Annotated in this window: 16 protein-coding genes; 11 read left to right on the top strand and 5 right to left on the bottom strand. The window is 51.7% G+C overall.

The window, feature by feature from the left end:
- The first annotated feature begins 4 nt into the window (after window positions 1-4).
- Genes JJU14_RS08085 through JJU14_RS08040 form a run of 10 tightly spaced genes read left to right on the top strand, consistent with a single transcriptional unit; the run spans window position 5 to window position 6,783 of the window.
- Window positions 5-973 carry a KpsF/GutQ family sugar-phosphate isomerase gene (locus JJU14_RS08085; RefSeq protein ID WP_228612388.1) on the top strand — a complete coding sequence of 323 codons (969 nt, stop codon included), beginning with the start codon at window positions 5-7 and terminating at the stop codon, window positions 971-973.
- 1 nt (window position 974) lies between these two features.
- Complete coding sequence (gene kdsC, locus JJU14_RS08080) at window positions 975-1,532, top strand: 3-deoxy-manno-octulosonate-8-phosphatase KdsC (protein ID WP_228612386.1); 558 nt, start codon at window positions 975-977, stop codon at window positions 1,530-1,532.
- Window positions 1,529-2,083, top strand: a complete 555-nt coding sequence (gene lptC, locus JJU14_RS08075; protein WP_228612384.1) for an LPS export ABC transporter periplasmic protein LptC — start codon at window positions 1,529-1,531, stop codon at window positions 2,081-2,083. The genes kdsC and lptC overlap by 4 nt, the downstream gene beginning before the upstream one ends.
- Window positions 2,073-2,591 (top strand): lipopolysaccharide transport periplasmic protein LptA, encoded by a 519-nt coding sequence (gene lptA / locus JJU14_RS08070; RefSeq protein ID WP_228612382.1) that lies wholly within the window; start codon window positions 2,073-2,075, stop codon window positions 2,589-2,591. The genes lptC and lptA overlap by 11 nt, the downstream gene beginning before the upstream one ends.
- Window positions 2,588-3,310, top strand: a complete 723-nt coding sequence (gene lptB / locus JJU14_RS08065) for an LPS export ABC transporter ATP-binding protein (RefSeq protein WP_091339267.1) — start codon at window positions 2,588-2,590, stop codon at window positions 3,308-3,310. Before lptA ends, lptB begins: the two co-directional genes overlap by 4 nt.
- Window positions 3,311-3,358: 48 nt before the next feature.
- On the top strand, window positions 3,359-4,858 hold the full coding sequence (locus JJU14_RS08060) for an RNA polymerase factor sigma-54 (RefSeq protein ID WP_228612380.1): 1,500 nt from the start codon (window positions 3,359-3,361) through the stop codon (window positions 4,856-4,858).
- A 25-nt stretch (window positions 4,859-4,883) separates the two neighbouring features.
- Window positions 4,884-5,171: a ribosome hibernation promoting factor gene (gene hpf, locus JJU14_RS08055; RefSeq protein WP_228612378.1), complete on the top strand. Its 288-nt coding sequence runs from the start codon at window positions 4,884-4,886 to the stop codon at window positions 5,169-5,171.
- Window positions 5,172-5,176: 5 nt separating this feature from the next.
- Window positions 5,177-5,647, top strand: a complete 471-nt coding sequence (ptsN, locus tag JJU14_RS08050) for a PTS IIA-like nitrogen regulatory protein PtsN (protein ID WP_228612376.1) — start codon at window positions 5,177-5,179, stop codon at window positions 5,645-5,647.
- Window positions 5,648-6,511, top strand: a complete 864-nt coding sequence (gene rapZ / locus JJU14_RS08045) for an RNase adapter RapZ (protein WP_228612374.1) — start codon at window positions 5,648-5,650, stop codon at window positions 6,509-6,511.
- Entirely contained in the window at window positions 6,508-6,783 is a 276-nt protein-coding gene (locus tag JJU14_RS08040) for an HPr family phosphocarrier protein (protein WP_228612372.1), read from the top strand. Before rapZ ends, JJU14_RS08040 begins: the two co-directional genes overlap by 4 nt.
- Before the next feature lie 122 nt (window positions 6,784-6,905).
- Here the strand turns inward: JJU14_RS08040 and JJU14_RS08035 are convergent, their stop codons facing one another.
- Window positions 6,906-9,035 carry a S9 family peptidase gene (locus JJU14_RS08035; RefSeq protein ID WP_228612370.1) on the bottom strand — a complete coding sequence of 710 codons (2,130 nt, stop codon included), beginning with the start codon at window positions 9,033-9,035 and terminating at the stop codon, window positions 6,906-6,908.
- A 182-nt stretch (window positions 9,036-9,217) separates the two neighbouring features.
- On the opposite strand from JJU14_RS08035, the gene JJU14_RS08030 reads away from it, so the two are divergent.
- Entirely contained in the window at window positions 9,218-9,400 is a 183-nt protein-coding gene (locus JJU14_RS08030) for a helix-turn-helix domain-containing protein (protein WP_228612368.1), read from the top strand.
- Between the two features lie 5 nt (window positions 9,401-9,405).
- On the opposite strand, the gene JJU14_RS08025 is transcribed toward JJU14_RS08030, so the two are convergent.
- From JJU14_RS08025 to JJU14_RS08010, 4 genes are all read right to left on the bottom strand, one after another.
- Window positions 9,406-10,338: a phosphotransferase gene (locus JJU14_RS08025; protein WP_228612366.1), complete on the bottom strand. Its 933-nt coding sequence runs from the start codon at window positions 10,336-10,338 to the stop codon at window positions 9,406-9,408.
- Window positions 10,278-10,925 carry a nicotinamide riboside transporter PnuC gene (gene pnuC / locus JJU14_RS08020; protein ID WP_228612364.1) on the bottom strand — a complete coding sequence of 216 codons (648 nt, stop codon included), beginning with the start codon at window positions 10,923-10,925 and terminating at the stop codon, window positions 10,278-10,280. The genes JJU14_RS08025 and pnuC overlap by 61 nt, the downstream gene beginning before the upstream one ends.
- Complete coding sequence (locus JJU14_RS08015) at window positions 10,922-11,170, bottom strand: hypothetical protein (protein WP_228612362.1); 249 nt, start codon at window positions 11,168-11,170, stop codon at window positions 10,922-10,924. The genes pnuC and JJU14_RS08015 overlap by 4 nt, the downstream gene beginning before the upstream one ends.
- A gap of 21 nt (window positions 11,171-11,191) precedes the next feature.
- A partial coding sequence (locus JJU14_RS08010; RefSeq protein ID WP_228612359.1) for a TonB-dependent receptor occupies window positions 11,192-12,540 on the bottom strand: 1,349 nt, incomplete at its 5' end.

Raw genomic sequence — 12,540 nt, 5'->3', positions numbered from 1 at the left:
CAGCATGACCATAGATTTTACCCAACAAGCGCTGCAGGTGTTGCAGATAGAAGCAACCGCCATTTCGCAACTAGCGCGCTTTGTGAATGATGATTTCAATAAAGCCTGCCAGTTAATTATGGACAGCCCGGGGCGGGTCATTGTTTCTGGCATGGGCAAGTCCGGTCATATTGCCAACAAAATAGCGGCTACCTTTGCGTCAACCGGTACGCCGGCTTTTTTTGTTCATCCGGGTGAAGCCAGTCATGGTGACTTGGGCATGATTACCAAGGACGATGTGGTGATTGCCATTTCCAACTCCGGTGAAACCGGCGAAGTGCTAACCATTATTCCTGTGCTCAAGCGTATTGGTGCGCATTTAATTGGCATGAGTGGCAATCCGGCCTCAACCCTGGCGCGGCTATCGGACGTGCATGTTTGTGTGCAGGTGGAGCAAGAAGCTTGTCCGCTCGGCCTGGCACCAACCGCCAGTACCACCGCCACCCTGGCGATGGGAGATGCCATGGCTGTCGCACTGCTCAACGCCAGGGGGTTTTCTGCCGATGATTTTGCCCTGTCGCATCCTGGAGGCAGTCTCGGCCGGCGCCTGCTGCTTCGTCTTGAGGACGTTATGCATACCGGCAACACCATCCCGATGGTGCCTACCACAGCCACCATCAAAACAGCGCTGCTGGAAATGTCAGCCAAAGGCCTAGGCATGACCACAGTGGTGGATGAAAGCGGTACCCTGCAAGGCATTTTTACCGATGGTGATTTACGCCGTATTCTTGACCAGCGCTACGATATACACGATACGCTGATTACGGCCGTGATGGTACGCAACTGCATCACCGCCCAGCCACAGATGCTGGCAGCAGAGGCGCTGAAACTGATGGAACAGCGGAAAATAAATGGCCTGGTCATTGTGGATCAACACCAGCACCCGGTAGGAGCAATGAATATGCACGACTTACTTAAAGCTGGAGTGCTCTGATATGCAGCAACTATTTAAGCAATGCTATCAGGAGGTATCGCATACCCTTTGGCAACAAGCGCAGCAAGTCCGGTTGCTGATTTGCGATGTCGATGGCGTTTTCTCAGATGGCCGTATCTATCTGGGCAATGATGGCGAAGAGCTGAAAGCGTTTCATACCCGGGATGGTTATGGTATCAAAGCCTTGCGTAAAGCTGGTGTTGAGGTAGCCATCATTACCGGCCGGCATTCCGAGATCGTCAAACACCGCATGCAATCACTGACGGTGCCTCATATTTATCAGGGACAAGAGCGTAAACAGCCTGCGTTTGCCGAGATACTTCAAAAAGAGCGGCTCACACCAGAGCAGGTAGCCTATATTGGCGATGATCTGAGTGACTGGGAAGTGATGCAACACGTCGGACTTAGCATCGCAGTGCGGGATGCCCATCCTTATTTGCGTCTGCACAGTCATTATGTCACCACCTGCCCAGGCGGCTTTGGTGCTGTTCGTGAAGCAGCGGACTTACTGCTAATGAGCCGCAATGCCTTTCACCAGTTCCAGGGTAGTAGCACATGAAGCCCTGGAGCACTCTGTTACTGCTGCTTGCTCTGCTGGCAGTGGCCTGGTATTGGTATGACCGCAGCGATGAAGCCAGTGCGCCTTTGACCGAGCGTGAGCTGATCCCGGACTTCGTGGCTGAACAGTTAACCCGTATTGTGTACGATGAACAGGGTCAACTCAGTGAGCTGATGCAAGCCAGCCGCATGGAACATTACGATTTGCTGGGCTTTACCCAACTGGAGCAGCCAGTGTTTACCTTGCTGGATCGGACGCACAACCTGAGCTGGCAAGCATCCAGCAACACAGCAGTGCTCTATCCCGATGACAAACTGATTTTGGATGGCGCTGTGCTACTACAAAATCTGGCCAGCGGTGATTTGATTGATCGAGTGCAAACCAGTTATCTTGAAATGCTGTTAGCCTCAGAGCAATTTGTTACCGATGAGGATGTGCAGATTTTTGGCGATGGCTTTACCATCTTTGGCCGGGGTTTGCGTGCTAGTATTGTGCAGCAGACGATTGAAATTGAACATCACTTACGAACGGATTACCATCATGAACCTTAAAATTGCGTTGGCGGCTCTACTGCTGACAGCATCCGCTTTGGCTTCAACCCTGCCGGATTTTCAACAACCACTGAGCATCGACTCCGAAGCCTTTTTCACCGATTTGCAAAGCTCGAATGTGGTCTATGAGCGCAATGTGTTGGTGCAGCAAGGTAGCCTCAACATCCGAGCCGAGCGGCTGGAGGTCGATGGTTCAGCTGGCAAAGGGCTGGAAATCTTTATTGCCAGCGGCTCACCAGCAACCTACAGTCAACGGATGGAAGATAACTCCCTGGTCGAAGCGGAAGCCTATGAGATCCGTTACGACCGGGCCAGCCGGATCTTGATCATGGTCGGTGCGGCAGAGTTAAAACAAAGTGGCAGTTTGGTACAAGCCGCCAGAATTGAGTACAACATTGAAACACAGCAACTGCAGGCAGAGCGTGGAGAAAATGGCCGTGTCCGCACCATTTTTGCGCCTGAGGCCTTGCCGCAGCCAGAGAAGAAGCAAGAGAAACAGCAACCATGAAATTAACTGCAGCGCATCTGGCCAAAAGCTACAAAGGCCGCCAGGTGGTGAAAGATGTCAGCCTTGAAGTCAACGCCGGCCAAATTGTCGGTTTGCTAGGCCCCAATGGTGCAGGCAAAACCACCACCTTCTACATGATTGTTGGACTGGTTCCAAGTGACAAAGGTCGGATCCAGTTGGGTGAGCAGGATTTAACCGATCAGCCGATCCATCAGCGCGCCCGGCTCGGTATTGGTTATCTGCCTCAGGAAAGCTCGATTTTCCGCAAGTTAACCGTACGGGACAACCTGATGGCCATCTTGCAAACCCGTAAAGATCTGACTGCAGCCCAACAGGAAGAAACCGCCGATGATCTGCTGGAAGAGTTTCATATTGGCCATATTAGTCAGAGCCTTGGCATGAGCCTGTCAGGAGGCGAACGCCGCCGGGTCGAAATTGCCCGGGCGCTGGCAGCGGATCCACGCTTTATCCTTCTGGATGAGCCCTTTGCTGGCGTCGACCCGATATCGGTGTTGGATATTAAGAAAATTATTCAACACTTAAGTCAGCGGGGTATCGGCGTGCTGATTACCGACCACAATGTGCGTGAAACCCTTGATGTCTGTGAAACCGCCTACATAGTGAGTCATGGTGAGCTGATTGCCAAGGGAACACCTGCGGATGTTCTTGCCAATCAGCAAGTCAGGGATGTATACCTAGGTGAGCAATTCAGGCTATAGTTATAACGACAGGCTTTCAATTTTTATGCAGGAGCACAGTACACACCGATGAAGCCATCTTTGCAACTTCGTCTTGGCCAACAACTTACCATGACTCCTCAGCTGCAGCAGGCCATCCGGCTACTCCAGCTGTCGACCATTGAGTTGCAACAGGAAATCCAGGAAGCACTGGATGCCAACCCCTTGCTTGAAGCCGAAGAGGATTACGAGCAACTGAACGGCAGCGACGAACATGGCTTAGGCGAGTTGAGTGCCGAGCGAGCCAATGCGGCATCGGATGATAGTGCTGATGACAGCGGTACCGATGAGCCCTACGAGCCAGATACCGGCGAAGCCATGACCAGCCAGGACATCAGCGACGACTTACCACTGGATAACCATTGGGATGATCTGGTTAGCGCCGCTCCGGTGACCTCCGGCAGCTACAATGGCGATGAAGACACGACTTACCAGGGGGAAACCAGTGAAACCCTGCAAAGCTATCTGCGTTGGCAGATGGAGCTAACCCCTTTCTCCGATACAGACCGCGCTATTGCAGAAATCATCATTGAAGCCATCGATGAGAGTGGCTTTTTAACCATCGGTTGTGAAGATATCCTCGAGTCGCTTGGCATGGATGAGATCGAGGCAGATGAAGTTGAGGCGGTGCTAAAGCGTATACAGTTGTTTGACCCGATCGGCGTTGGATCACGCAGCGTGCAGGAGTCCTTGCTGGTGCAGCTGCGCCAGTTCGATCCCGCCACACCAATGCTGGCAGAAGCCAGACAACTGATTAGCCAGCATGCCGACTTACTGGCCAATCGCGATTTTCGTACCCTGATGAAGCTAACCCGGCTCAAAGAAGACGAGTTGCGTGATACGATGAAGCTGATCCATAGCCTGAATCCACGGCCTGGTACCACCGTTATCCGCGAAGAACAAAGCTACATTATTCCGGATGTGACGGTCAAAAAAGTAAAAGGTCGTTGGCTGGTGGAACTTAATCCGGATTCGATGCCCAAAATACGTATCAATCAACACTACGCAGCCATGAGCCGTACCGCCAAGAATAGCGCGGACAGTCAGTTTATTCGCTCACACTTGCAAGAAGCCAAGTGGTTTCTAAAAAGCATAGAGAGCAGAAACGATACCTTGCTGAAAGTCGCCAATTGCATTGTGCAACAGCAGCAAGGCTTTTTTGAACACGGGGAAGAAGCGATGAAACCCATGGTACTGAATGATGTTGCCGAAATGGTCGGAATGCATGAGTCCACCATTTCCAGGGTGACCACGCAAAAATTCATGCACACACCACGGGGTATTTTTGAGCTGAAATTCTTTTTCTCCAGTCATGTCAGCACCGAGAATGGTGGCGAGTGCTCGTCTACCGCGATTCGGGCGCTCATTAAGAAGTTAGTGGCGGCGGAAAACCCGGCAAAACCACTGAGTGACAGTAAGATGGTGGAAATTTTGTCGGACCAGGGCATCAATGTTGCCCGCAGAACCATTGCCAAGTACCGTGAGGCCTTGCTGATCCCGCCGTCAAATCAACGCAAGACCTTGCTTTGAGTACTTAACCAGAAGGAAACAGGCTATGCAAATCAATCTTACCGGTCGTCATGTTGAAATCACCGCAGCCTTAAAAGACTACGTGGATAACAAGTTTGCCAAACTCGAGCGCCACTTCGAGCACATTAACAATGTACATGTGGTGCTAAACGTGGAAAAATTACAGCAGATTGCAGAAGCCAAGCTCAACCTGAATGGTGGTGAAGTTTTTGCCGTTTCAGAAAGTGAAAATATGTATGCCGCCATTGACCAGCTCATCGATAAATTGGATAGGCAAGTCATTAAGCACAAAGAGAAATTAGCACGACACTGACCAGTATGACTACATTGAGCACTATGTTATCTCAGGACTGCACCAAAAGTGCAGTCCTTTTTAACAGCAAAAAACGCATTCTTGAGTACATCGCCGAACTGGGTCACCAACAGCTGCCTGAGACGTCAGAGTACGTGATCCTGGAGTCCCTGATGGCACGGGAGCGACTTGGTTCAACCGGCATAGGTGGAGGCATTGCCATCCCCCATGGCAAACTAAAAGATGTTGAGCAGCCCGTCTTGATCTTCGTGGTCAGTAAAGATCCGATCCAGTTTGATGCCATCGACAACCAGGCGGTGGATATTTTCTGCGCTATCCTGATCCCGGAAAACCAGTGCCAGATGCATCTTAATACCTTGGCATCCATTGCACGCCTGTTGTCGAAAAAAGAGCTGACCCGGAAAATTCGCCATGCTACATCCGACAATGATTTATACCAAATTTTACTGGCAGCTCAACAAGAGGCGGAACGTTAGATGAAATTGTTGGTCGTCAGTGGCCGTTCAGGCTCCGGCAAATCGGTCGCCCTGCGGGTACTGGAAGACCTTGGGTATTATTGTGTTGACAATATTCCCGTTAATTTATTACCTACACTCGCCAATGCCGTGATGGGTAAGTACGAGCGGGTAGCCATCAGCATTGATGTCCGCAACTTACCGGAAGAGCCGGACGAACTGGCAGAAATCCTGACCTACTTACCGCGTAAGCTGGAGTTGACCATCCTTTATCTGGATGCCGATCACAACAGCCTGATAAAACGCTTTAGCGAAACCCGTCGCATGCATCCATTATCGCACCAGGCCATGTCGCTGGACGATGCTATTTTGCGGGAACAACAACTGCTCGATCCAATTGCTAGTCGAGCCGATCTCTACATCGACACCACAGAGCTTAATGTCTACCAGTTGGCGGATCAAATACGTGAGCGTTTATTGGGCCAACAATCTGGTCGACTGGTGATTCTGTTTGAATCCTTTGGTTTTAAATACGGTATCCCTAAAGATGCTGATTTTGTGTTTGATGCACGCTTTTTACCCAACCCGCACTGGGAGCCGGAGCTCAAGCCGCAAACCGGGCTGGATCAGCCAGTACAACAGTACCTGGCAACGAAGCCTGTGGTGCAAGATTACATTCAACAAATCCATCAATTTGTGGTCCATTGGTTACCACAACTCGAGAAAAACAACCGCAGTTATCTAACCATTGCTATTGGCTGTACTGGTGGCCAACACCGTTCAGTATTTATCGCCGAACAACTGGCAGACCTGTTGCGTGAACAACGTAGCGACATTCAAATTCGCCACCGCGAGCTGGTACGTCACCATGGCCACGCTTCATGACGACCAAGTGTAGCGCCGAAGTCACCATCGTCAACCCGCTGGGCCTGCATGCCCGGCCGGCAGCTAAGCTAGCGCAACTGTGTCAGCAGTTTCAAAGCAAGATAGCGCTGATTCAGGATGGTAGATCTGCCGATGCCAGCAGTGTTTTGGCCTTGTTAATGCTGGCAAGCAGTAAAGGCAAATTACTGGAGATTGTCGCTGAAGGTGAGGATGCCGAGCGCGCTTTACAAGCGGTGGTGCAACTGATTAGCAGCGGCTTTGAGGAAGCCTAACCAGAGCCCGTCTCAAAATACGGCCTGGCGCATGGCTGTCGTCTGAGCATAGCAACGAACTATTACGAACTAGTGGACATGAGCCGGGGCCTGTTTCAGACCCCGACCCGTCATGTGCCGAGTTAATCGCGGGCCGATTGGGCCTGCTCCACTAAGTCCAGCACAAACCCATACTCTTCAGCAACCTGCCCCAAGCGGGCAAAACGGCCTGAGCGACCACCGTGCCCGGCTTCCATCGTAGTCCGGAACAGGATTGGCTTTTCGGAAGTATTGACAGTACGCAGCTTAGCAACCCATTTCGCCGGCTCAAAGTACTGCACTTGTGAGTCATGAAAGCCTGTTGTGACAAACAAAGCTGGATAGGCCTGCTCGCTTACCTGATCATAAGGCGAATAGGACAGCATGTAGTCGTAATAGACTTTATCATTCGGATTGCCCCACTCATCGTACTCATTGGTGGTCAGTGGCAGGCTCTCATCCAGCATGGTGGTGACCACGTCGACAAAAGGCACATGCGCTACCAACCCCAGATACTTCTGTGGGGCCATATTGGCAACTGCTCCCATCAATAAGCCACCAGCACTGCCTCCCATCCCTATCACGGTATCCGGTGCAGCGTACTTGTGCTCTACCAGATAATCGGTCACCGCAATGAAGTCGTTAAAGGTGTTGATTTTATTTAACAGCTTACCATCTTCATACCAATGGCGACCCATCTCCTGTCCGCCACGGATATGCGCAATGGCGTAAACAAAGCCTCTATCGACCAGCGACAAAATACCGGAGCGAAAGAATGGATCCATCGAAATACCATAAGAGCCATAGGCAAACTGGTACAGGGGAGCGGAGCCATCACGCTCAAAGCCTTTGCGATACAACAAACTAACCGGGACTTTTACTCCATCGTCTACCGGCACCCAAACCCGTTCAGTGACGTAATTGGCCTGGTCGAAACCGCCCAGCACTTCATCTTGCTTTAGCAAACGCCGCTCGCCGGTCTTCATATGGACTTCATAGACACTGGCTGGTGTGGTCAGTGAGGTATAGGTATAACGCAGCCACTGCTGGCTCTGCTCAGGGTTCACAGAAAAGCCCATCACGTAACTAGGTTCATCCGATGCCAGAAACTGTTGCTGATTCATGTCTTCCCAATTGATCAGACGGATACGACGCAAGCCTTCACTGCGTTCGTTAATGGCCAGGTAGTTTTCAAAAGCAATAAAGCTTTCCAGGAAGACCTGCTCATCATGGGCAATTAACTCTTGCCAGTTAGTGCGATCGCCAATTTTATCGTGCGCTACTGTCATCAGGCGGTAATTGGGCGCATCCCAGTCGGTATTGATAATCCAGCGACCATTAAGGTGGTCGACCGAGTATTTAAAATCACGCTGGCGTGGAGCTATCAGCTGAAAGTCTCCATCCGGCTTACTGGCATCCAGCACCCGCATCTCATTGGAAACTGTGCTGCTCACACCAATCACTACGAAATTACGATCGCGGGTGTTACCAACCCCCATAAAAAAGCTGTTGTCGTGCTCCTGATACACCAGAGCACGCTCACCGACCGGGCTACCTAGCTTATGCCGATAGACCTTGGTACTAAGCAAGGTCACAGGATCATTTTCCACCACAAACAGATGCTGGCTATCGGCACTCCAGGCCAGAGATGATGACAACCCAGTCATGGTGTCATCCAGCAAGGCGCCTGTGGTCAAATCTTTCACCCGCAGCTGATACTGGCGCCGCCCGGTGGTATCTTCCATATAAGCCAGTTTTTGCTGATCGGGACTGACCGACCAATTGGCGACCTGAAAATAATCCTGCCCTTCGGCCAAAACATTCACATCCAACAGGATCTGCTCATCACCACCTGCGACCGGCGTACGCACATAAATTGGGTACTCTTTGCCTGTTTCAAAGCGGGTGCTGTACTGATAGTCACCCATCACAAACGGAACAGAACTGTCATCCTGCTGCAAACGTCCGATCAATTCATCGGTCAATTGCTCCACCAGATCAGCATAAGAGGCCTGATGCGCCAGAGCATAGGCATTTTCAGCTTCCAGATAGGCAATCACTTCCGGACTGCTACGCGAATCGTCCCGCAGCCAATAGTAAGGATCAACCCGATCACCATGAGGTGAACTCACAGTAAAAGGCCGCGACTCGGCGACAGGAGCTACCTTGCTGTCTGCAAAAACGGCGGTAGTCAGACTGAGTGGAACACAAAGTAAAGTAGTTAAAAGTTTCATCATGCTGTCCTTATGCTTTAGCAGCAAAAAATTATCATGCCTGCTGTCGATGCGCCACTTTTCTATCAACCTTAGGTGTAACCAGTTGTTACAGGCTGAACGCAAAAAAATTTGATTCACAAATCAGCAGTTTTAGGCTTTACTTAGCACAAACGACAATAAAAGTGAGTAAGGATAACAGCATGAGCCTGATGAGTGTGGATGAAGTGGCCGAGTTTCTTGGTGTGCAAAACATACGGGTTGAACGCCTGGCACGGGAAAACCTACTGGTCACCACCGATAAAGATGAGCAAGGTAAGCCCTTGTTTAAAAAAGAAGACGTGGAGCGTTACAAAATCCTGGCTGAGCGGCTAGGCGGTCTCTAGTGCAACTAGGGTGCTGAGGCGGTCTGCCCTCGGTGCAGCAAAAACTGCAAACGTTGTTGGTGTTGCACCGCCTCAGTCTTTCCTTCAGGTAAGGCAAGGTACCACAGCCAGCAGAACCCCTGATACAGCACCCTGGCAGCGGCCACTTTTTCCTGCCAGCACTCGGCTGATAAGGCCGCATTACGCTGCTGACAATACAACTGCAGCAACTGCTCGCTTTGCTCGGCATTCAGTGAAAAATTTTCCAGCACCGAAGCCAGATCCAGGCTGCTGTCCGCCAGCTGCGCATATTCAAAATCCAACAACCAAATTCGCTGTTTTTGCCAAAGCAAATTGCCAGCGTGTAAGTCCATGTGGCACAACACCAGATCCTGCGGCATGTCCTCAAACATGGCAACAACCTGCATGCATGCAGCGAATAACTCCTCATTAGCTGATGTCCAGCTTGTTTTAGCATGAGATTTCAGCTCATGCAGATAGCGACCAGGCTGTAACACCGGGGTTTGCACTTGCAATCGATGCAAACGCACCAGCTGAGTCGCCATAGCCGCAAGCAGCGATGATGATAACGCCAGCGGCTTGCCCTCTGGCAAGTATTCAGAAATCAATACCTGTTGATGATTGTTCAAACACAAAGGCGGGGGTGCCAGGCCTGCAACAGCAGCAGCATGCTGGCAACGCAGCTCTTGCTGACGACAAACCCCGGTAACATCCGGCGCATAATGACGTACCACATATTCACCGCGCTTGGTTTTCACCCAGTAACTTAAGTTGGTGCTACCTTGCGACAGTGGTTTCATGGCTATGGGGGGGTGACTGGCAAAAAACTCCAGATGCAAGCAGAGCTGACGAATGCGTTGCTCTGCTTCAGCATTACTCAGGCCGGCTGCAGCACCTGCCCGCTGGTATGTTGTTGTTGCCGGTAATGGCTGCGCCATGCCAGGTATCCTATCACTGCCAAGAAGGTGTAGAGTACAAAGAGGCCGGTGGTGAAGTACAGGCCTTTCTGAAAATAAACATAGATGCAAACCGCATCGATCACCACCCAATACAGCCAGTTCGACAACACTTTACGCACCACCAATAGGGTAGTCATGATGCTGAAAGTGGTGGTTTGCGCATCCAGCCAGGCAAAGTCGGCCTGGGTATAGTTGGCCATGTAATAGCCCAGAACAAGACCGCTGCCCGCGGCAATGCTGATCCAACTCAGATGCTGGCGCAAGCCCCACTCAATCACTGGCTTTATTGCTTTAGGCTGCTTCAGTTGTTGCTGCAGCTGCTGCCAATGCACCAGCCCGTAAACAGCCATAGCAGCATAATAGAGCTGCAACAGGGTTTCTGAATACAGCTGATGCTGCCACATCACGTAGGTGTAGATCAGTGTACTGACCAGCGCCGCCGGCCAGCACCACAAACTATGCCGCATGGCAAGCAGCAGGTAAGCCAGCGCCAGCAGCATGGCTACCAGCTCTAAACTGGTCAGCAGCTGCCACTCTTGCCAGAACTGCTGCAAAGCCGCCATCATGGCCGCAGATCACCCGGAATAAACTTGCAGACAAACACCAGTTTACCGTAGCGCTCAAACGACCATTTCATGCAGCGCTGCAATGCCGACATCACCGCATCGTAGTCACCAAACAGCTGGGTGCTCATGGTGTTGGTGATAATATGCAGCTGTGGCTCTTGCTGCAGTTGTTCGATAAAGGCCTTGATTGGGCCAATGTACTCATCGGCCAGTGGGTACTTGCTGATTTCAACCGAAAGTTTCATCATCGTCTCCTGAGTGCGCTGTTAAAATTGGTAGCTGGCGGTCACACCAAAGCGGCGTGGCTCAGCCCACTGCTCATAGGTGTGTGGCGCATACTCATCGCGTGGATCATTGCCAAAGTAAAAACCACGCACGGCTTTGTCTTTATCCAGCGCATTACGCAGCCAGAGCGCGAATTGCCATTGCTCCAGCTGATAGCTTAGACGCAGATTCACCAGCTCGGAACTGGCCGAGCGGGCGTTGTGGCCGTCGGAGTAATAGAAACCGCTTTTGCCTTGCACACTGGCCTGCAGCGTCAGTTGCTCACTCAGGAACCAGTCACCAGCCAGCTGGTAGGTCAGGCGCGGTGCATGGGCCTGATCACGACCGGTCATATCCAGACCGGACTGGGTGACATAAGGGCCTAACTTGGATTTCAGCACCCCGGCATTCACATGCAGGGTAAAGCTTGGATGCAGCACCACACGGTTTTCCATTTCAATACCGTAATTGCGGCCGCGACCGGCATTGTCGATAAAGCCGGCAAATTCAGGGCCCAGATCCGGGTTCAACCAACCCTTGACCTGCATATCGTCACGCCACATATGGAACACCGCCACCCGGGTTACCAGGCTGCCATCGATGGCAGCCCCTTTCACACCAAACTCTGCATTCACCAGAGTTTCCGGTTTGAAGGTGGCTTGTTGCAGCAAGGCTTCCAGGCCATCATCGCCCGCTCTGGATAGTGCCTCGCCATTCACGCCGCCCACCTTGTAACCACGTGACAACAACGTATAAATCATCGCCTGCTCACTGGCCTGGAAATTCAGGCTGAGCTTGCCGCCCCACATGGTATGCCGCTGTTGAATCGTCAAGTTGCCACTGTCCCGGTAATCGTCTTTATAGCGCTCTACCCGACCACCAACCACCAAGGTGGTCTGCTCCGAGAGCGCGGTGCTGGTTTCGCCATACACCGCTGCATTATCACGTTGCAGCTTATTATCAAAAGTACGCAGCCTGGTGCCTGAGCGACGCGTCCGCTGTAAATCCAGCTCCCGGCCACTGACATAAAACCCGAGCACCCAATCGGTATTGTCGGTGATGCGGCCCTGCTCATCCGATACCAGACGATAATCCAGCGTCCACTGCTCACGGGAGCGCTGATAACGGTCAAAAGCGGAATATTCCCAGCCCGGGCGGATCCCCACAAAAGCCCAGTCTTCATCAAAGCTGTAGTCCGAGTCGGCCGACAGCCAGCTCAGTTGCCACATCAGATCAGCGCCGACGACGCCACTGTAATCCGAACGCAGCGCCAGTGCTTTGCTGCTCAGTTTATCTTTACCGGGTTCATCCGATAAGGTGGTGCGGTTTCGGTCGAGCGAGAAAGCATCGT

This window comes from Alkalimonas sp., assembly GCF_020831925.1.
Taxonomy (GTDB): domain Bacteria; phylum Pseudomonadota; class Gammaproteobacteria; order Enterobacterales; family Alteromonadaceae; genus Alkalimonas.
This window is presented reverse-complemented; position numbering and strand designations above follow the sequence as displayed.

Bases quoted from the DNA above. Each gene is read 5' to 3' on its own strand.
- lptB (WP_091339267.1), top strand. From the start codon at position 2,588: ATGAAATTAACTGCAGCGCATCTGGCCAAAAGCTACAAAGGCCGCCAG.
- rapZ (WP_228612374.1), top strand. From the start codon at position 5,648: ATGAAATTGTTGGTCGTCAGTGGCCGTTCAGGCTCCGGCAAATCGGTC.
- JJU14_RS08085 (WP_228612388.1), top strand. From the start codon at position 5: ATGACCATAGATTTTACCCAACAAGCGCTGCAGGTGTTGCAGATAGAA.
- kdsC (WP_228612386.1), top strand. From the start codon at position 975: ATGCAGCAACTATTTAAGCAATGCTATCAGGAGGTATCGCATACCCTT.
- JJU14_RS08015 (WP_228612362.1), bottom strand. From the start codon at position 11,170: ATGAAACTTTCGGTTGAAATCAGCAAGTACCCACTGGCCGATGAGTAC.
- lptA (WP_228612382.1), top strand. From the start codon at position 2,073: ATGAACCTTAAAATTGCGTTGGCGGCTCTACTGCTGACAGCATCCGCT.
- JJU14_RS08040 (WP_228612372.1), top strand. From the start codon at position 6,508: ATGACGACCAAGTGTAGCGCCGAAGTCACCATCGTCAACCCGCTGGGC.
- JJU14_RS08035 (WP_228612370.1), bottom strand. From the start codon at position 9,035: ATGAAACTTTTAACTACTTTACTTTGTGTTCCACTCAGTCTGACTACC.
- JJU14_RS08060 (WP_228612380.1), top strand. From the start codon at position 3,359: ATGAAGCCATCTTTGCAACTTCGTCTTGGCCAACAACTTACCATGACT.
- pnuC (WP_228612364.1), bottom strand. From the start codon at position 10,925: ATGATGGCGGCTTTGCAGCAGTTCTGGCAAGAGTGGCAGCTGCTGACC.
- hpf (WP_228612378.1), top strand. From the start codon at position 4,884: ATGCAAATCAATCTTACCGGTCGTCATGTTGAAATCACCGCAGCCTTA.
- ptsN (WP_228612376.1), top strand. From the start codon at position 5,177: ATGACTACATTGAGCACTATGTTATCTCAGGACTGCACCAAAAGTGCA.
- lptC (WP_228612384.1), top strand. From the start codon at position 1,529: ATGAAGCCCTGGAGCACTCTGTTACTGCTGCTTGCTCTGCTGGCAGTG.
- JJU14_RS08025 (WP_228612366.1), bottom strand. From the start codon at position 10,338: ATGGCGCAGCCATTACCGGCAACAACAACATACCAGCGGGCAGGTGCT.
- JJU14_RS08030 (WP_228612368.1), top strand. From the start codon at position 9,218: ATGAGCCTGATGAGTGTGGATGAAGTGGCCGAGTTTCTTGGTGTGCAA.